Raw genomic sequence first — 17,806 nt, forward strand, 5'->3', positions numbered from 1 at the left:
GCCTTTTTTATTTCAAATTCAAGCTTAAAAAAATATTAAAATGAAAGTTGTAAAAGCTACAAACACTCTCATACCAGCGGCTGGCACATTATTTGAATCTGCTCATTCATCAAAATAATAAATTAATTATTAAAAATTATAAATTATGAAAAAGTTCTTATTAACTGGGATTTTGGCAGCTGCCGGACTTACCGCTACTGCAAACGCACAAATTCAACAAGGTAACTGGATGGTTGGTAGCAGCATCGTTGCAAGTGACTTCGGTTTGAATACAAACGGTGGATACCAAATTGCTATTACGCCAAGAGCAGCTTACTTCGTACAGGATAACTGGGCAGTGGGTGGTTATGTAAATTTAGGTACAAATAAAGTGACTAAAGACAGCCCTACAACATTTACCTATGCAGTGGGAGCATTAAGCAGATATTATTTGTCTCCAAACGAAGCTGGAGTTGATAATTTATTAAATCATGGCCGATTTTTCTTTGAAGGAAATCTTGGTATAGGCGGACAATCTACAAAAGGTGGTTTGTCAACAAACGGTTTAGACTTCGGTGTAGGTCCTGGTTACTCATACTTCATTACTCCAAACATTGGTGTTGAAGGATTGCTTAAATATAACGGTGTAGCTGGTTTCGGTAACGAAGGCCTACAGTCTAGATTAAGCTTCAACGTAGGTTTTGCTATTTATCTGCCAACTTCCAAAGGTAAGCAGGTGGCAAACGAAATCGAAAGAGAAGTAAAATAATTAAAGCATTTTAAACAAATCAATAAGACCCGGAAAGTATTTTCCGGGTCTTATCTTTTTGAAATTAAAACTAAACTATATATATAAAAAAAACTAAATCATGTTCCTCACAAACATTATTGTTACTTCTAATAAGTCTACAAATTTAATAGACTTTTTCCGTATGGCAAAATATTTGTTTAAAAAATTCTTTAAATAAATGATGAAAGAAAAAAGCTTAGGATATTTTGATATCGTTTACCGAGTGTTGGGCAACTGGTATCTTAAATTTGCCCAGATCACGCCAAAACTGATTGTTGGTATCATTGTATTCACCCTTTTTGTACTGACCAGCAAATATCTTAGCAAAGGTTTTGTAAAAATTTTTCATAGACTTTTCCCTAAAAGCAAGAAAGAAAGTTCGCTCGTTACGACAGTCAGCATTTTCCGGTTTGTCATTCTTATTATGGGCGCTTTTATATCCCTTGAAATCATGGGATTCAGCGGATTTTTGTGGAAATTTATCGGGAGTCTCGGTGTCGCGGGTGTAATTGCAGGGGTTGCTCTAAAAGATCTGGTTTCCAGTATATTCTCGGGAATGCTTATTGGCATTGATAAAGCATTTAAAGTCGGTGATTACATTACGATAGGAAACCACTCCGGAACAGTACAGGATATCGGTTTTTTAACCACAAAACTCATTACCGACGATGGGAAAAAAGCATACATTCCAAATCAGATTATTTTCAGTGCACCGTTTTACAATATTACCGCTTCACCTCAGCGTCGTATCATTTTAGATTTTGAAATTCCCGCTGACGAAGATATCAGACTGGCACGGCACGGCGTAATGGAAGAAATAAAAAATATGGAGCACATCGACCGTATAGAAACCGTAGAAGTGATGCTCACAACTTTGAAACAGGGAACCTTCAATCTTCAGGCAAAATTCTGGATAAAAATTGGCACCAATATGCAGCTTGAAAAAAGTAGAGCTCTGATGAAAATAAAAATGCGCCTCGACTCTGATCAGATCAGAATGGTAACGCCTACAAGCATCAGTATTACAAACGGCGATCCCGGAAATTCAAATTCCATTTCACCGGATTTATTAAACAAATAAAAAAATAACCACTTCGGAATGAAGTGGTTATTTACTTTTATAAAAATTCAGCTTATGCTAAAACTTCTTTTACTTTGTTTGCAGCCTCTTCCAAAGTAATCGCTGAGTGAATTGGTAAACCAGCCTCGTCGATTAATTTTTTAGCTTCTACTGCGTTTGTACCCTGTAGTCTTACGATCAAAGGAACCGGAAGGCTTCCCATCGCATGATAAGCATCAACAACACCTTGTGCTACTCTGTCACAACGTACAATTCCACCAAAGATATTAATCAGAATTGCTTTTACGTTTGGATCTCTCAGGATAATTCCGAAAGCAGTCTGTACCCTTGCTGCATCTGCCGTACCTCCAACGTCCAGGAAGTTCGCCGGGCTACCACCAGATAATTTAATAATATCCATAGTTGCCATTGCAAGACCGGCACCGTTTACCATACAGGCAACATTTCCGTCAAGTTTCACGAAGTTCAGACCTGCTTCACCCGCTTCAACATCCATAGCATCCTCTTCTCTTGTGTCTCTTAATGCAGCAAGATCTTTGTGACGGAACAGAGAGTTACCGTCCAAAGTTACTTTTGCATCTACAGCAATAATTTTGTTATCTGAAGTTTTTAAAACCGGATTGATTTCGAAAAGAGAAGCATCAATTCCTATATACGCATTATATAAAGAAGTGATAAATTTTGTAAATTCTTTAAAAGCATTTCCTTCAAGACCAAGATTGAAAGCGATTTTTCTTGCTTGGAAACCCTGAAGACCCAAAGTCGCATCGATCAGTTCGTTGTGGATCAAATGAGGCGTCACTTCAGCAACGTGCTCGATGTCCATCCCACCTTCTGTAGAATATACGATTGTGTTTTTCCCCTGAGCTCTGTCAAGAAGGATAGATACATAAAATTCTTTCGTCTCAGTTTCCCCAGGATAATATACATCTTCTGCTACCAAAACAGAATGCACTTTTTTACCTTCAGCAGAAGTTTGCGGCGTAATCAGCTGCATGCCGATGATATTTTGAGCGTTTTCTTTCAGTTTATCCATATTCGGAGAAAACTTTACACCGCCACCTTTACCACGGCCACCTGCGTGAATTTGCGCTTTCACTACCCAAGCATTAGCGCCGGTTTCTGCCGTAAGTTTTTCGGCAGCAGCAACAGCTTCTTCCACATTGTTTGCCACGAAACCACGTTGGATCGCAACTCCGTACTTTGATAAAATCTCTTTAGATTGATACTCGTGAAGATTCATATATTTTTGTTATTTTAATTTAATTACCGAAGGTGTACAAATTTACTAAAAATGAACATAGTGGAAAAGAATTTCTTAACCTTTTCCCATCAGCGCCGACTCCTAATGATTCTTGTCAGGTTTAATAAAAATTTAATACCTCTGAATTGCAAAATTTAAACGGGGTACGTAATTTGTTACGATCTAAAAAAAACAATAAAAACCTACTTTTCTTATTCAAAAATCATAAGGTGAGAATCCTTCTAAACTTTTTTGGAATTAAATATCACACAAGTCTGATTTTTGAACAAAATATAACGATGGAAATTACACCGAAACAGCACGGCTACAATCTTTTCAAATATATTACAAAAGAGAAAAAAGACGTTACCAATATTTATTTTTATGCGATCCTTAGCGGACTTGTAAATCTGAGTGTTCCGCTTGGTATACAGTCAATTGTAAGTTTTGTGATGGGCGCGACAATGGCAACTTCGATCTACATTCTGATTGGATTTGTCGTTTTGGGAACCTGGCTTGTCGGACTTTTCAGACTGAAAGTGATGCAGATCATCGAAAAGATTCAGCAGAAAATTTTTGTTGAATTTTCTGTCGCCTTTGCCGAAAAACTTCCGAAAATTGACCTCAGCAAAACCAGAAAATATTATCTACCCGAACTCGTAAACCGGTTTTTTGATACACAAAACCTGCAAAAAGGAATTTCAAAAATACTTCTGGAAATTCCTACGGCAATTATCCAGATTTTGTTTGGCATTTTACTTTTATCCTTCTACCATCCGTGGTTTTTGGTTTTCGGTGCGGTGGTGATTATTATCGTCATTATCATTTTCAGATTTACGATGGACAGCGGTATACAGTCGAGCATGGAAGAGAGCGAGAAAAAATATACGGTGGCTTCCTGGCTTGAAGATATTGCGGCGTCGGTAAAAACGTTTAAAATAAATTCAAAAACAGAGGCACACGTCGCGGGTGTTGATGAGCGTGTTCTCGATTATCTGGGTTTCAGAACGCAGCATTTCCGTGTCCTGGTGATTCAGTACAAGACGATTATTACGTTTAAGGTAGTCATCACTTTAATCATGCTGATGATCGGAACGTACCTTTTAGTTAATCAGAAATTAAATATCGGAGCTTTTATTGCGACTGAAATTGTTGTTTTAAGCATCATGGCAGCGGTGGAAAAACTGATTATCAGCCTTGAAAGTTATTATGACGTCATCGCAGCGTTGGCAAAACTGAATAAAGTAACCGATCTTCCGGAAGAAAGAACAGGCGAAATTATTTTGGAGGAGCATCAGGAAGGTCTTGAAATCGAGTTTAAAAATGTGAATTTTGCGTTCAACGAGCATCAGAAAATCCTGAATAACATCAATTTTAAAATTCCGGAAAATACAATTACGGTCATTTCCGGGAAGCTTGGCGCCGGAAAATCGCTTCTATTAAATATGATAGTCGGATTTTACGAACCCACAACCGGATCTGTGCTCTGCGATAAAATTCCTTTAAAAAATATTGACAAAAATGAACTCCGTACGCAGATCGGTCTGTATCTCGAAGACATGACGATTATTAAAGGTTCGGTACACGAAAATATCATTTTAGGCAACAAAAATATCAGCCCTGAAAGTGTGCTTGAACTGGCTGAAGAAATCGGAATTGATAATATTTCGAGCCAGTTCAGTATAGGTTTTGATACCCAGATCAGCGAATCTGACACCGAAGTATCTTTCAGTACGAGGAAGAAAATTCTTCTCCTCAGATCACTTCTTGGCAAAAAACGACTTCTCGTATTGGAAGATCCGCTCGACGGAATGAATGATGAATTTAATAACAAAATGCTTTTATATCTAAACAAGATTAAGAAAAATACGACCATCATCATAGTTTCTCAAACTGAAAAACTCACCCAGCTTGCCGATCAGCATCTGCATCTGCAGCACGGAAACTTAGAAAAAATCAGATAAAATTATTTAAACATGAAAGTGCAGTCGTTTGAAAAAATTTATCAGATTCATAAGAAATCGAACGTCAAAATGTGGTTTTTCATTATTTTGGCAAGCGCCGTTGTCGTTTTGTTTCTGCCTTGGACGCAGAATATTCACGTGCAGGGAAATGTCACCACGCTTTATCAGGAACAGCGTCCGCAGCAGCTCAACTCGCCTATTCCCGGAAGAATCATTAATTGGAATGTAAAAAATGGTGATTTTGTAAAAAAAGGTGATACACTTCTCGAACTTTCTGAAGTGAAAGAAGAATATCTTGATCCGCTTTTAGTTGAACGCACGCAGCAACAGGTCGAAGCTAAAAAAGGCGTCCGCGACTATTATGAAGCTAAAGTGGGAACAGTAAAAAGCCAGTATGAAGCATTAAACAACGGAAGAGATTTAAAACTGAATCAGGTTAAAATAAAAATCAGTCAGCTTAATAATAAACTGGCGGGCGAAGAAGCCGAACTTGCCGCTGCCACAAATGAACTGCAGCTGAGCGAAGATCAGTACAACCGACAGAAAAAAATGTACGACGAAGGTTTGGTCTCACTTACGCAGTTTCAGCAGCGAAGTATGGCGTATCAGAATGCCGTTGCCAAGAAAACTTCTGCAGAAAATAAAGTGTCGCAGACGCGACAGGAGATTGTGACAACCGGCATCGAACAAAACGCCGTAATTCAGGATTACAACGAGAAAATCGGCAAAATAGAAGGCGAACGTTTCCAGAATATGGGACAGATAGAAGGCAGCGAAGGCGAGATTGCCAAACTTCAGAATATGGTTGCCAACTACCGCACGAGACAGGGCTTTTATTTTATTATCGCTTCCCAAGACGGTCAGGTGGTGCAGATCAATAAAGCCGGAATTGGCGAAATCTTAAAGGACGGAGAAAATATTGCGACGATTGTTCCTGATAAAGTTGATTACGCTGTGGAAATTTACATCAAACCGGTCGATCTTCCTTTAGTAAAAACCGGACAGCGCGTGATGTGTATTTTTGACGGATTTCCGGCGATTGTTTTTTCGGGCTGGCCAAACTCCAGCTACGGAACTTTTGCCGGAAATGTAATTGCTGTAGAAAATAATATCAGCACCAACGGACTTTTCAAAGCGCTTGTTGTTCCGACAAAAAATGAAAAAAAATGGCCGCCAAAAATTAAAATCGGAACCGGAGTTTCCGGAATTGCGATCTTAAATGACGTGCCGGTTTGGTACGAACTGTGGCGAAATATCAATGGCTTCCCGCCTGATTATTACGAAGTGAAAAATGCAAAAACCACAGAAAATGCAAAGTAAATTTTTTGCAATTCTCATGTTTATGTTTTCCGGATTGGTTTTCGGACAGGATTCTCTCAAACTTTCACAGCCTGAATTTCTTTCGATTGTAAAAAAATATCATCCGCTCGCTTACAAATATAGACTTCAAAATAAAATTGCCGAGTCTGAAATTACTCGCGCAAGAGCAAATTTTGATCCGGTGCTTTCCGGAAAACTGGGTGAGAAAAATATCGATGGTGAAAGATATTACGAACAGAGAAATCTCGGTCTCGAAATCCCAACGTGGTACGGAATAGAACTGAACGGAAGTTACAATTATCTGGATGGCGAAAGGCTCAGCAACAGCGATACGCGCGGCGGTCTTGCGCAGTTTGGCATCACCATTCCTTTAGCCAAAAATCTTCTGTATGACAAACGTCGTGCACTGCTTGATCAGGCAAAATTTGCTTTAAAAATGACAGAAGCCGAGCAAACCGTTCTTACCAATGATCTTTTTCTCGACGCCGAAAATGCGTATTGGGATTGGGTAAAAAACTTTGAGATTTATAAAATTCAGAAGCGGTCTGTTGAGATTAATTTGAAGCGACTTCGTCTGACAAAAAGAACCTATGAACTGGGCGAAAGACCGGCGATCGATACCGTGGAAGCATCTTCGCAGTTGCTGAGTTTTCAGCTTCAGGAGCGCGATGCGTTTATTAATTTCGTGAAAAGCACGCAAAATCTTCAACTCTATCTGTGGCAGGACGGACAGGAATTTTTTCCTGTAGCAGAACTGATTTTTCCGGCAGATAATTTAGAAGAAAATCCCGGATATTCTGATTATGAATTTTTAGCTGAAAAGATTCGTACGAGAAATCTGGATTCAAATGCGTCGCTTCAGTACTATTTTCAAAAGGAAAATATTCTGGAAAGTGAGAAGAGACTGAAGTGGCAGAGTTTTTTACCTAAAATTGATTTCAGCTACAATTTCTTCAACAAAGAAAATTACAGAGCCGATTATCTGCCGCTTTTTGATAATAATTTTCAGTACGGTTTAAAGCTCGAAATTCCTGTTTTTCTGCGTCAGGCAAGAGCCGATTATCAGATTGCAAAATTTAAAATCGAGCAAAACCGCCAGGATTTCCGTTTGAAAGAACGCGAAATCAAAACAAAAGTGGAAACGTATGTGAATGAAATTTATAATTACAAAACGCAGATCGATTTCTCTACCGAGAATCTTATTAATTACAGCAGACTTCTCAATGCAGAGGAAATTCGCTACAACAACGGTGAAAGCTCACTTTTTCTGATTAATTCCAGAGAAAATAAACTTATTGAGGCGCAACAGAAAAACCTTGAACTGCGTGCAAAATTCCTGCAAAGCTATAACAAACTCAAATGGCTGAACGAGAATTTTATGATCCGGTAAATTTTTAAAATAAATTTTACTCCTCCGAAAGTTTCTCTGACTGAGAGCCTATAAATGGAATTTTCGGAGCAAGAAAATATCCGGTGAGACTGGCGAAAAGTATCGGAACAAAATAGGTAAAACCGGTCAGCGTTCCCAGAATAATCGTAGTACTCATCGGCGTTCGCGTCACACAGGCATTGATCGCCGCCATACAGCTTACGATTGCTAAAGTCGTGTCAACAGCCGGAAAAAGCTGATGAATGATTAATCCTAAAGTTGTTCCCACAAAAAACAGCGGAATGATAAAACCGCCGCGCCAGCCCGAAGTTACGGTAACAGCAATCGCAATGATTTTAAAAATAAGAATAACGATCAGGAAATTTAAATCAAATTTTCCGTTGATCAGTTCATTCACTTCGTGATGTCCGAAATATCTGGTGAGCGGAAAATAAAATGCGATAGTTCCTAAAATAATGCCGCCAACGAACGTTTTTACATAAATCGGGAAGTTTTTAAACTCAAAAATACGCTTGAAAAATTTGACAACAAAAATGAAAATCCAGCCGGAAAGAGTTCCCACAATTCCGAAAGCAGTGGCGTATGCAAAATCAAAAACTCCGGTATATTCGTAGGCTTTCAGATCCCATGTGGCGCCGATTCCGAGGTGAATAATCAAAGCAAACATCAGATAACTGAAACAGCTTGCCACCAGCGCAGGAATGATTGCTTTGTAATATTCGACCGCGTGACGGTGATGCAGAATTTCCAGCGAAAAAAGACTTCCGCCGAGCGGAGCGCCAAAAAGTGCTGTAAAACCAGAAGCCATTCCGGCAATGCTTAAAGAGCGTAACTCTTCACCTTTTAATCTGAATAATTTTCCTAAATAAGTTCCGGTAGAACCTGTAACCTGAACCAAAGGCGCCTCGGGTCCGAGACTTCCGCCGGACGCAACACAGAAAAGTGATGAGAGAATCATCGACGGATTGTTTTTAGGATCGAGTTTCCCTTTATTAAAACGGATATTATTTACAATCAAATGAATTTCGCCCGGATCACCGATAAAATGAATCACCAAGCCCGCGAGCAAGCCACAGACTGCCATTGTCGGAATCACCAGAAAACCCTGGAACTGATGAAGAAATTCGGTGAAATATTCCAAAACAATCCAGTACAGACCCGCAATCGTACCACCGACCAAACCTGTAATAGCCCACATAAAAAAAGTACGGCTGAAAACAAAAGGATTGAATTTTATCGGCTGATCGAGAAGATTAAACGTACGGATGAGGCGACGTCTGCGTTTGATTTTCATTTTGAAAAACTTTTAAATAAGAAGCATTTTTATAAGTTTTCGGTCAGAAAACGAATGCTAGTTGTGCTGAAATATTTTAGGATTAAAATCTATTCTTCACAAAGTAAAAAATCAGAAAAAGCCAGCTTAAAATCATCAGTAATCCACCAAGCGGCGTAATCGGACCAAGGAATTTCAGATTCATTCCAAAATAATCCTGCAGACTCAAACCGTAAATACTGAAAGAAAAAAGAATCGTTCCGAAGATCATCATCCACGAAATCCAGTTTTCAGTTTTGGTTTCAAATTTTAAAATATAGCCTACTATTAAAAGAAAAAATGCGGCGTACATCTGATATCTGACACCGGTTTCGAAGCTTTCCAGCCTTTCTACAGAAAGAATTTTCTTCAAAGCATGCGCGCCAAAAGCACCGAGAATCACTGAAAGCATTCCGTAGGCAGCACCAAAAACTAAGGTAATTGTTTTCATTTATAATTTACAGTTTTAAAAATTAGAGAAGCCAGACCGATTCCTATAAAAACCCAGGCAAACTTTTTATTTTGTGCCATTCCGGGATTTTTTGTGATTTTCAGAAAAATTCCGAAAGTCAGCATAAGGGCAGAAACAATAATTCCAAACATTATTCTGTTCTTAAACGGTTTAATTCCGCAATCACTTCATGATGACTCACAGTTTTATCTTTGAAATACGTCACAAAATGCTGCTTTTCATCTTCCGTTGCGCCCATTTGGTTAAGAATATTAAACAGATGCATTTTCATGTGACCTTTCTGAATTCCTGTTGTGACAAGCGATCGTAATGCTCCGAAATTTTGCGCCAGACCGGAAACCGCAAGAATACTCATCAGTTCCTGAGCGGAAGGTTTACCCAAAAGTGCCATCGAAAATTTCACCAGCGGATGAAGATTTGTCAGTCCGCCCACAACGCCCACGGAAATTGGTAGATCGATCCAGAATCGGAAAATTCCGTTATCAGTCGTGCAATGTGTCAATGAAGAATATTTTCCATCTTTTGAAGCATATGCGTGAGCGCAGGCTTCAGTCGCACGGAAATCGTTTCCGGTGGCGATGACAACCGCATCTACTCCATTCATTATGCCTTTATTATGCGTCGTGGCGCGGTACGGTTCGATTTCTGCGATGGTAACGGCCTGTTTAAATTTCCAGGCAAATTCTTCGTTTGAAATTCCGCTGTCGTCTTTCAGATCTACAATTTTACATGAAACCTCAGCGCGAACGATGCAGTCGGGCGTGAAATTTGACAAAATATTCATTACAATCTGCAGTGAATCTTTTTCTTCCTGAGAAAAATCGACATCGTTGGCTACTTCTTCTTTCAAAGTTTTACCAAACTGCTCAAGGCAGGAATTGATAAAATTTGCGCCCATCGAATCTACCGTGTTAAAACTTGCTTTCAGCTGGAAATAATTTTTCAGCTCGGCCGTTTTATCGATGAGCTTAATATCGAGAATTCCACCGCCACGGTTTCTCATATTCGCCGTGATGGCTTCTGTACTTTCAAGAAGTTTTTTCTTCAGTTTAAAATTGAAAAAATGCAGCAGTTTGTGCGGTTCCACATTTAAAATAAAATGTGTGTGACCCAGTTTTTCGGTATTGATAATGGTCGTTTTGAAACCACCTTTGTCAAGCCAGAATTTCGCGGCCTTTGAAGCCGCAGCAACCACCGAACTTTCTTCCACAGCCATTGGTAAAGCCAGTAATTTTCCGTCGATTAAAAAATTTGGAGCAATTCCGTACGGCATGTAGAAATTGGAGATCGTGTTTTCCGAAAATTCGTCATGAAGTTTCTGAAGATCTTTATCGTCGTTCCAGTATTGTGTCAGAATATTTTTAAATTCCTGATTTCCGGAGAGATAAGTATTTACAAGCCAGTCTACTTTGTCATTTTTGGTCTTTTTAGAAAAACCTTCTACGGGCTGATGATTCATCGGGTGTATATTTTTTAAAACTGCAGAATTGCGTATCTTTAAAACTAATTTTTTGCTTTCAAAATATAAAAATCACGGTAAATATACAGAATTTACAAGTTACAGCAGTTGACAGGTTCAATCGGTTTACCTTGATATTTGTCAAGTTTAAACGTATTTTTGGATGACCAAACGCACTAATATTTAATAATGAATTTCGACCGTATAAAGGAAAAACTGGAGATTTTGGCTGATGCCGCGAAATATGATGTTTCGTGTTCCTCAAGCGGCGGATCGAGAAAAAATAAAAAAGGCGGCCTCGGCGACAGTTCGGCGACCGGCATTTGCCACACCTACACAGAAGACGGCCGTTGCGTTTCTCTGCTGAAAGTTCTGCTGACCAATCACTGCATTTATGATTGCGCATATTGCGTTTCCCGAAGTTCGAATGATATAAAACGTGCTGCCTTTACGGTAGAAGAAGTCGTTGATGTAACCATTAATTTTTACCGCAGAAACTATATCGAAGGATTATTTCTAAGCTCCGGAATCTTCAAAAACGCAGACACGACGATGGAACGTTTGGTGCGTGTAGCGAAAAAACTTCGTCTTGAGGAAAATTTTAACGGCTATATTCACTTAAAATCAATTCCCGGTGCGAGTGATGAACTGATGCGTGAAGCGGCTTTATACGCCGACCGGCTTTCGATTAACATTGAAATTCCTACAGAAAGTGGTTTAAAACTTCTCGCCCCGGAAAAGAACCGTGAAGACATGCTGAACCCGATGAAGTTTGTACAGAACGGAATCGCGCAGTTTAAAGATGAAAAGAAAATCTTCAGAAAGGTACCGAAGTTTGCTCCGGCAGGCCAGTCGACGCAGATGATCGTGGGTGCGACCAATGAAAATGATCTTCAGATTATAAAAGTTGCCGATCATTTCTATAAAAACTACAGTTTAAAACGTGTCTATTATTCCGGTTATGTGCCGGTTCTGGAAGATAAAAGACTGCCTGCACTGACGACAGCGGTGCCGATGCTTCGTGAAAACCGACTGTACCAAAGTGACTGGCTGATGCGGTTTTACGGTTTTAAAGCCGATGAAATTCTCGATCCGCACATGCCGTTTCTTGATCTTGAAGTCGATCCAAAACTCAGCTGGGCGTTGCGTCATCTGGATCAGTTTCCGGTGAATCTGCAGACAGCCGATTACCAGATGATTCTCCGTATTCCTGGGATTGGTGTAAAGACCGCAAAGAAAATTGTGGCTGCACGGCGTTTTCAGGTGCTTACGATCGAGCATTTGCAGAAACTCGGCGCAGCAGTAAACCGCGCGCGTTACTTCATCGACTTTAATGCAGGCAATATTTTCCTGCGACATCTGACGGATTTAAACCTAAAAAAACTATTAATCGGCGGAAGTACTTCAAAATTTCAGGATCAGTTTTCGCAGCAGCTGACGTTGTTTTAAAGTAAGATTTATCCATATTTGCTATTTATAATCAAACTGTTTATATTTGATTAAACTTTGAATATGAATGTAAGTTTCACCAAAAAACAGGAAGATTATATCGCAGACCAAATACAGTCGGGTGATTTTCAGAATGCGACTGAGGTGGTGACAGATGCGCTTCGACTTCAAGAGACCTATCGACACCGCATCATTGGCGATTTAAAGGTAGAAATAGAAAAAGGTTGGGAGGGAAAATTGAGCAAGCGAAACGTAAAGGATATTATTGCTTCCAAGAAAACCGACCACCAGCCTTAATGTTCAGGCACTTTTACATTCTATCTGAAGCTGCCGATCACGATCTTGAAGACATATTTGATTTTACAGAAGAGAATTTCGGATTTGCACAGGCAGAGAAATATCTTCTGGAAATAGAGGAACGGATACAGCAGTTATGCATCCATCCGGAGCTGGGAAAACGCCGCGAAGAAATAAAAGAAAATCTATACAGTTTCCCAAAAGACAACCACGTCATTTTTTACAGAATATTTGCCGATCACCTTCGCATTGTGCGCATTTTACACGGGAGTAAGGATCTTCCCGTACATTTTTAAAACACGATTTGCATGACCACCCTACGCTACGACGGCAGTTTCGACGGACTTTTTACAGCTATCTTCGAGGTGTTTGAGTACAAATACCGCGAGGTGGAGATTGTTTCGCAACAGCGTTTTTTTCAGGAGAATATATTCGCTGAGATACATGAAGTGATTACCAGCGAAGAAAAATCTGAGCGTGTGCTGAAAAAGCTGGAGCAAAGCATCGGGAAAGTCGGTATACATGAGCTGCTGAAGGTTTTTCTTTCGGAGGAAGCAGACCTGGAAGCGCTGGTACTGTCGGCGGTACGGCAGTCGGTGCAGTTTCCGGGGGAGAATATTCTGCAGAATTATGCCGATGAAAGCATCCTGAGAATTGCCAAAATCAACAAATCGGTGAGCCGCGAACGCCACAGGATGACGGCTTTTATCCGGTTTGAAAAGATGCAGGATGACGTGTATTTCGCCAAAATCGATCCCGATTTTAATGTGCTTCCGCTCATCAAAACGCATTTTCAGAACCGGTATCAGGATCAGAAGTGGATGATTTATGATCTCAGACGACAGTACGGTTTGCTGTACGATCTGGAGCACTGCGACTTTTTTTACCCTGATGAGAAGATCGACCTCAGCAGGTATGACGAGAAATTTCACGATGAAGAAAAGAAATACCAGACGCTTTGGCAGCGGTACTTCTTTAAAACCAACATCGTGGAAAGGAAAAATATCAAACTTCATCTGCAGCACGTCCCGAAACGCTACTGGAAATACCTTACCGAGAAAAGATAGTTTCGAAAGGAAGATTCAAACCAAATTTTTATCTGTTTTAAAGTATTCTCCCGAAAGATGGCGATCTCTTACCCAAAAGATGGCGATCTTTTCCCCAACTCACAGTAATGACTTTGGCAACTCCTGGTAATGATATTTTCCGGGGTAAAAACGTCTTTCCGGAAGGTTTTAAAACCTTTATCAAAATCCTTCAGACGGCTTTCGAAAAAGCATGCATGGTTTTACCAAAAAGCATGCATGGATTTACCCAAAAGCATGCAAGGTTTTATCTGAAACCTCAGCAGGCTTTTCCCGGAAGCAAGCTTGATTATCTCTAAAAGCTAACGTGGATTTACCCAAAAGCAAGCTTGCTTTTAAAAAAAGCTTTAGACGAGTTGGTCAAAACGTAGTAACGACTTAGGCAAAAGCACGCCACCTTTCTGAAAAAGCTGGCGGGCTTTTCATAAAAAGCAGGCGGGCTTTTGGCATAGCCCTGTAAACAGTGTATAAAACCTTTAGCCTAAACTAAACCGCCACAAACTGCCGTTATCTGAACTTGTTTTTGTAAATTTGTTTGCGAAATTTAGACTACATGAAAGACAGCGCGGTGAAGAAGATCGCAGTTCTTACCTCGGGTGGCGATGCGCCCGGGATGAATGCGGCACTGAGAGCGGTTGTAAGAACGGCCAACTATTACGACATCCACTGCTACGGCGTGCGTGAAGGGTACAACGGACTTATACACAATGATTTTCTGAAAATGGGGCCCCGCTCGGTGAAAAACATCATCAACCAGGGCGGCACGATACTGAGATCTGCAAGATCGAAAGAATTTATGACCAAAGAAGGCCGCCAGACTGCCTACGAAAACTGTAAACAGCTCGGCATTGAAGCCATCGTCTGCATCGGCGGAGACGGTACTTTTACCGGAGCGAAGATATTTAATGAAGAATTCGGCATTAAGGTAATCGGCGTTCCCGGCACCATAGACAATGATATTTTCGGTACAGACAATACGATCGGCTATGACACTGCTTTGAATACTGCAATGGATGCCATCGATAAAATACGTGATACGGCAACCTCGCACAACAGGGTTTTCTTCATCGAAGTAATGGGCCGCGATGCAGGTTTTATTGCTTTAAACAGTGGCCTTGCGACAGGTGCTCTGGATATTCTCATTCCTGAAAAGAAAGACAGCGCAGATGATCTCTTTGCAAACTTTCTGAAAGCTGAAAAGACAGGGAAGTCTTCAAGCATCGTTGTAGTGGCAGAAGGCGAAAAGCTGAATAATGTGTACGAACTTGCCGAGAAAGCGAAAGAAAAATTCCCTGATTATGACATCCGTGTTGCGATACTGGGACACATACAGCGCGGCGGCTCACCAAGCTGTGCAGACCGCGTTTTGGCAAGCCGACTCGGATACGGCGCCGTAACCGGACTGATGGAAGGGCAAAACTGTGTGATGGCCGGCATGAGATCAAACGAACTGGTCTTCACACCCATTGAAGAAGCGATTAAAAAACATAATGAAATCAACCAGGATCTGCTGTTGATTTCGGAGATATTAGCAATCTAATTATTAAACATAAATTTATTAAATCAAAACAACTATGTCAACAATTAAAGTAGGTATTAACGGGTTTGGTAGAATCGGCCGTCTTGTTTTCAGAGCAATGGCTGAGAGAGAAAACATCGAGATCGTAGGTATCAATGACCTGATTAATGCAGAATATATGGCGTATATGCTGAAGTATGATTCTGTACACGGTATCTTCCCGGGAGAAGTTTCTGTGGAAGGAAATGATCTTGTGGTAAACGGTAAAAAAATCAGAGTAACGGCTGAGAAAGACCCAAGCAACCTGAAGTGGGACGCGATCGGTGCAGACTACATTGTAGAATCTACCGGTTTGTTTTTAGATAAAGACAGCGCAGCAAAACACATCGAAGCAGGTGCAAAAAAGGTCATTCTTTCTGCCCCTTCTAAAGACGATACACCGATGTTTGTAATGGGTGTAAACCACAACGAGCTTACAGACGATATCAAAATTCTTTCAAATGCTTCTTGTACTACAAACTGTCTGGCGCCTTTGGCAAAAGTAATTCACGATAACTTCGGTATCGAAGAAGGTTTAATGACAACTGTACACGCAACGACTGCGACACAGAAAACTGTTGACGGACCTTCGATGAAAGACTGGAGAGGCGGTAGAGCAGCTTTGAATAACATCATTCCATCTTCTACAGGTGCTGCAAAAGCAGTAGGAAAAGTGATTCCTGCGTTGAACGGAAAGCTTACAGGGATGTCTTTCAGAGTTCCTACAGTAGACGTTTCAGTGGTAGATTTAACGGTAAGATTAGAAAAAGCAACTTCTTATGAAGAGATCTGTGCAGCCATTAAAAAAGCTTCAGAAGGCGAACTGAAAGGTATTTTGGGTTACACAGAAGATGCTGTCGTTTCTCAGGACTTCATCGGAGATAAGAGAACTTCAATCTTCGACAAAGACGCGGGTATCATGCTTTCTCCACAGTTTGTAAAACTTGTTTCATGGTATGACAATGAGATGGGTTACTCAAACAAATTGGTAGATATGCTGATTCACGCAGCTTCTCTTACAAAATAAGAATCATATTTTCATATAGTAAAACCTTTCGGCAACGGAAGGTTTTTTTGTTGCTATGAAGTTTTCCTGGCTAGAAATGTGACAAATCTCAGCGGAGACTTTTAAACTGAATTCCGTACCTTTAGAATAGTATGAAAGAACCTGTTTTAAAACCCATATATAAAAATTCGCCGCACTTTATCAGCTTCTGGACGAAAGGCAATGGCAAAGCTTTGATCGACCTTTCCGGAGCTGAGGTAAACTTCGATACATTTGAAGAATACGCACCGTACTTTTATCAGTACGATGAGATTGGCGATGAGGTGGTGAAAGATATTTATTTTAAAAAAAGCTATCCGGAAGCTTCTGCAGAGATCGATCATTACATCCGAAACGGCGTTTCAGAAAATGATAGTGTACCGGACAGTGTAAAAAAACTTTTCCTGCAGACGCAGCAAATCCCGGATTGGCTCGATTATGACCTTTTGAAAAGCGGCGCCGAACTCTGTATGCGCTGTAATGTAGACAGCCTGATTTCGCTGCGCGATTACTGTCTTATCGGCGGCTACGACTACCGCTTCCTCAGCAAACCTCTGATCGCTACGGAAGCATTGAAAAAAGGCGCGGTAAAACGACTTTCTGAGACGTTGGATTTCTGGGTAAATGTCACGCGGTATGATGCGTTACAAATTCATAAAAAAGGATATGAATTTGCAATTAAAACAAGATTAATTCATTCCTACGCACGGCTCAACATCAAGAAAAACTATCCTGACTGGAACACTGCTGAGCAAGGCGAACCTATTAATAACTGGGACATGATGGCGACGTACATTGGTTTCAGCTTGGTTTTCATGCACGGACTTCTTAAACTGGGAAATACCATTTCAGAAAAAGAAGAGCGCGGTCATTTTCACCTCTGGAAATACGTTGGTTATCTTCTCGGCATTCCCGAAAAACTTTTACCCGAAAACCGCAGGCAGGCAACAGAGCTTTTTTATCACTGGACTGCCGTGCAGCCACCTTCAGACAGCGATTCAGTTTTGCTGGCACATTCCCTTCTAAATGAATCACTCGTCAACCCGATTCTGAAATATAATTTTCAACGGAAAAATCTGCGTTATCTTCATATTTGCTGTACGTGGTTTTTGCTTGACAAAGACGTTTGTGAACGACTGAAAATTCCTGAAGTTTCTTTTAAAAATGCTTTCCCAAAAACGAAGATCGTGCTGAACCACATTTTTGACCGTATCTGGAGTCGCGAGAAGCGAATCGCAATTGGCGACAGAGATCAGAGAAAAGTTTTAAAAGATTATCTGGGCACTACAAAAGCTTCAAATTTCCGGTAAATAATCAGCTTAAAAGCCACGATGAATTTATGATAAAAATTGGCTAATTTTA

18 protein-coding genes are annotated in these 17,806 nt (G+C 40.4%); 13 read left to right on the forward strand and 5 right to left on the reverse strand.

The annotated features are described in order from the left end of the window. The first annotated feature begins 172 nt into the window (after window positions 1–172). Both ASG01_RS13585 and ASG01_RS13590 read left to right on the forward strand, forming a co-directional pair. Window positions 173–748: a hypothetical protein gene (locus ASG01_RS13585; protein ID WP_238584557.1), complete on the forward strand. Its 576-nt coding sequence runs from the start codon at window positions 173–175 to the stop codon at window positions 746–748. Between the two features lie 199 nt (window positions 749–947). Next, window positions 948–1,850, forward strand: a complete 903-nt coding sequence (locus ASG01_RS13590; RefSeq protein ID WP_238584558.1) for a mechanosensitive ion channel family protein — start codon at window positions 948–950, stop codon at window positions 1,848–1,850. Window positions 1,851–1,902: 52 nt separating this feature from the next. Here the strand turns inward: ASG01_RS13590 and sucC are convergent, their stop codons facing one another. Then, a complete protein-coding gene (sucC, locus tag ASG01_RS13595; RefSeq protein ID WP_055864691.1) occupies window positions 1,903–3,093 on the reverse strand; it encodes an ADP-forming succinate--CoA ligase subunit beta in 1,191 nt (396 codons plus the stop codon). Window positions 3,094–3,323: 230 nt separating this feature from the next. On the opposite strand from sucC, the gene ASG01_RS13600 reads away from it, so the two are divergent. Genes ASG01_RS13600 through ASG01_RS13610 form a run of 3 tightly spaced genes read left to right on the forward strand, consistent with a single transcriptional unit; the run spans window position 3,324 to window position 7,767 of the window. After that, the gene (locus tag ASG01_RS13600; protein WP_238584559.1) at window positions 3,324–5,057 is read left to right on the forward strand and encodes a peptidase domain-containing ABC transporter; all 1,734 of its coding nucleotides are present in this window, start codon (window positions 3,324–3,326) and stop codon (window positions 5,055–5,057) included. 12 nt (window positions 5,058–5,069) lie between these two features. Then, window positions 5,070–6,377, forward strand: a complete 1,308-nt coding sequence (locus ASG01_RS13605) for an HlyD family secretion protein (RefSeq protein ID WP_055864696.1) — start codon at window positions 5,070–5,072, stop codon at window positions 6,375–6,377. Continuing rightward, window positions 6,367–7,767, forward strand: a complete 1,401-nt coding sequence (locus ASG01_RS13610; RefSeq protein WP_185097243.1) for a TolC family protein — start codon at window positions 6,367–6,369, stop codon at window positions 7,765–7,767. The genes ASG01_RS13605 and ASG01_RS13610 overlap by 11 nt, the downstream gene beginning before the upstream one ends. Before the next feature lie 16 nt (window positions 7,768–7,783). On the opposite strand, the gene ASG01_RS13615 is transcribed toward ASG01_RS13610, so the two are convergent. From ASG01_RS13615 to ASG01_RS13625, 4 genes are all read right to left on the reverse strand, one after another. After that, complete coding sequence (locus ASG01_RS13615) at window positions 7,784–9,061, reverse strand: chloride channel protein (RefSeq protein ID WP_055864700.1); 1,278 nt, start codon at window positions 9,059–9,061, stop codon at window positions 7,784–7,786. 82 nt (window positions 9,062–9,143) lie between these two features. Next, on the reverse strand, window positions 9,144–9,530 hold the full coding sequence (locus tag ASG01_RS13620; protein ID WP_055864702.1) for a DUF423 domain-containing protein: 387 nt from the start codon (window positions 9,528–9,530) through the stop codon (window positions 9,144–9,146). Further along, entirely contained in the window at window positions 9,527–9,682 is a 156-nt protein-coding gene (locus ASG01_RS16030) for a hypothetical protein (RefSeq protein ID WP_157844202.1), read from the reverse strand. Before ASG01_RS16030 ends, ASG01_RS13620 begins: the two co-directional genes overlap by 4 nt. Beyond that, on the reverse strand, window positions 9,682–11,010 hold the full coding sequence (locus ASG01_RS13625) for a hydroxymethylglutaryl-CoA reductase, degradative (RefSeq protein WP_055864703.1): 1,329 nt from the start codon (window positions 11,008–11,010) through the stop codon (window positions 9,682–9,684). Before ASG01_RS13625 ends, ASG01_RS16030 begins: the two co-directional genes overlap by 1 nt. Window positions 11,011–11,199: 189 nt before the next feature. On the opposite strand from ASG01_RS13625, the gene ASG01_RS13630 reads away from it, so the two are divergent. From ASG01_RS13630 to ASG01_RS13665, 8 genes are all read left to right on the forward strand, one after another. After that, on the forward strand, window positions 11,200–12,459 hold the full coding sequence (locus ASG01_RS13630; RefSeq protein ID WP_055864706.1) for a putative DNA modification/repair radical SAM protein: 1,260 nt from the start codon (window positions 11,200–11,202) through the stop codon (window positions 12,457–12,459). A gap of 63 nt (window positions 12,460–12,522) precedes the next feature. Continuing rightward, window positions 12,523–12,756, forward strand: coding sequence for a type II toxin-antitoxin system ParD family antitoxin (locus tag ASG01_RS13635; protein WP_055864709.1), 234 nt, complete (start codon window positions 12,523–12,525; stop codon window positions 12,754–12,756). Next, complete coding sequence (locus ASG01_RS13640; protein WP_055864711.1) at window positions 12,756–13,052, forward strand: type II toxin-antitoxin system RelE/ParE family toxin; 297 nt, start codon at window positions 12,756–12,758, stop codon at window positions 13,050–13,052. Before ASG01_RS13635 ends, ASG01_RS13640 begins: the two co-directional genes overlap by 1 nt. Before the next feature lie 12 nt (window positions 13,053–13,064). After that, entirely contained in the window at window positions 13,065–13,823 is a 759-nt protein-coding gene (locus tag ASG01_RS13645; RefSeq protein WP_055864714.1) for a TIGR03915 family putative DNA repair protein, read from the forward strand. Window positions 13,824–13,930: 107 nt separating this feature from the next. Beyond that, a complete protein-coding gene (locus ASG01_RS13650) occupies window positions 13,931–14,140 on the forward strand; it encodes a hypothetical protein (RefSeq protein ID WP_055864717.1) in 210 nt (69 codons plus the stop codon). A gap of 254 nt (window positions 14,141–14,394) precedes the next feature. After that, the gene (gene pfkA / locus ASG01_RS13655) at window positions 14,395–15,381 is read left to right on the forward strand and encodes a 6-phosphofructokinase (RefSeq protein ID WP_055864720.1); all 987 of its coding nucleotides are present in this window, start codon (window positions 14,395–14,397) and stop codon (window positions 15,379–15,381) included. 34 nt (window positions 15,382–15,415) lie between these two features. Next, a complete protein-coding gene (gene gap, locus ASG01_RS13660) occupies window positions 15,416–16,426 on the forward strand; it encodes a type I glyceraldehyde-3-phosphate dehydrogenase (protein ID WP_055864722.1) in 1,011 nt (336 codons plus the stop codon). A 131-nt stretch (window positions 16,427–16,557) separates the two neighbouring features. Continuing rightward, window positions 16,558–17,754, forward strand: a complete 1,197-nt coding sequence (locus tag ASG01_RS13665; RefSeq protein ID WP_055864725.1) for an oxygenase MpaB family protein — start codon at window positions 16,558–16,560, stop codon at window positions 17,752–17,754. The last annotated feature ends 52 nt before the right edge of the window (window positions 17,755–17,806 follow it).

It is taken from the genome of Chryseobacterium sp. Leaf180, assembly GCF_001424585.1.
Classification (GTDB): Bacteria; Bacteroidota; Bacteroidia; order Flavobacteriales; family Weeksellaceae; genus Chryseobacterium.

Excerpts from the sequence above, each read along its gene's own strand:
- ASG01_RS13590 (WP_238584558.1), top strand. The coding sequence starts at position 948 with ATGATGAAAGAAAAAAGCTTAGGATATTTTGATATCGTTTACCGAGTG.
- sucC (WP_055864691.1), bottom strand. The coding sequence starts at position 3,093 with ATGAATCTTCACGAGTATCAATCTAAAGAGATTTTATCAAAGTACGGA.
- ASG01_RS13605 (WP_055864696.1), top strand. The coding sequence starts at position 5,070 with ATGAAAGTGCAGTCGTTTGAAAAAATTTATCAGATTCATAAGAAATCG.
- ASG01_RS13610 (WP_185097243.1), top strand. The coding sequence starts at position 6,367 with ATGCAAAGTAAATTTTTTGCAATTCTCATGTTTATGTTTTCCGGATTG.
- ASG01_RS13615 (WP_055864700.1), bottom strand. The coding sequence starts at position 9,061 with ATGAAAATCAAACGCAGACGTCGCCTCATCCGTACGTTTAATCTTCTC.
- ASG01_RS13620 (WP_055864702.1), bottom strand. The coding sequence starts at position 9,530 with ATGAAAACAATTACCTTAGTTTTTGGTGCTGCCTACGGAATGCTTTCA.
- ASG01_RS16030 (WP_157844202.1), bottom strand. The coding sequence starts at position 9,682 with ATGTTTGGAATTATTGTTTCTGCCCTTATGCTGACTTTCGGAATTTTT.
- ASG01_RS13625 (WP_055864703.1), bottom strand. The coding sequence starts at position 11,010 with ATGAATCATCAGCCCGTAGAAGGTTTTTCTAAAAAGACCAAAAATGAC.
- ASG01_RS13630 (WP_055864706.1), top strand. The coding sequence starts at position 11,200 with ATGAATTTCGACCGTATAAAGGAAAAACTGGAGATTTTGGCTGATGCC.
- ASG01_RS13635 (WP_055864709.1), top strand. The coding sequence starts at position 12,523 with ATGAATGTAAGTTTCACCAAAAAACAGGAAGATTATATCGCAGACCAA.
- ASG01_RS13640 (WP_055864711.1), top strand. The coding sequence starts at position 12,756 with ATGTTCAGGCACTTTTACATTCTATCTGAAGCTGCCGATCACGATCTT.
- ASG01_RS13645 (WP_055864714.1), top strand. The coding sequence starts at position 13,065 with ATGACCACCCTACGCTACGACGGCAGTTTCGACGGACTTTTTACAGCT.
- ASG01_RS13650 (WP_055864717.1), top strand. The coding sequence starts at position 13,931 with ATGACTTTGGCAACTCCTGGTAATGATATTTTCCGGGGTAAAAACGTC.
- pfkA (WP_055864720.1), top strand. The coding sequence starts at position 14,395 with ATGAAAGACAGCGCGGTGAAGAAGATCGCAGTTCTTACCTCGGGTGGC.
- gap (WP_055864722.1), top strand. The coding sequence starts at position 15,416 with ATGTCAACAATTAAAGTAGGTATTAACGGGTTTGGTAGAATCGGCCGT.
- ASG01_RS13665 (WP_055864725.1), top strand. The coding sequence starts at position 16,558 with ATGAAAGAACCTGTTTTAAAACCCATATATAAAAATTCGCCGCACTTT.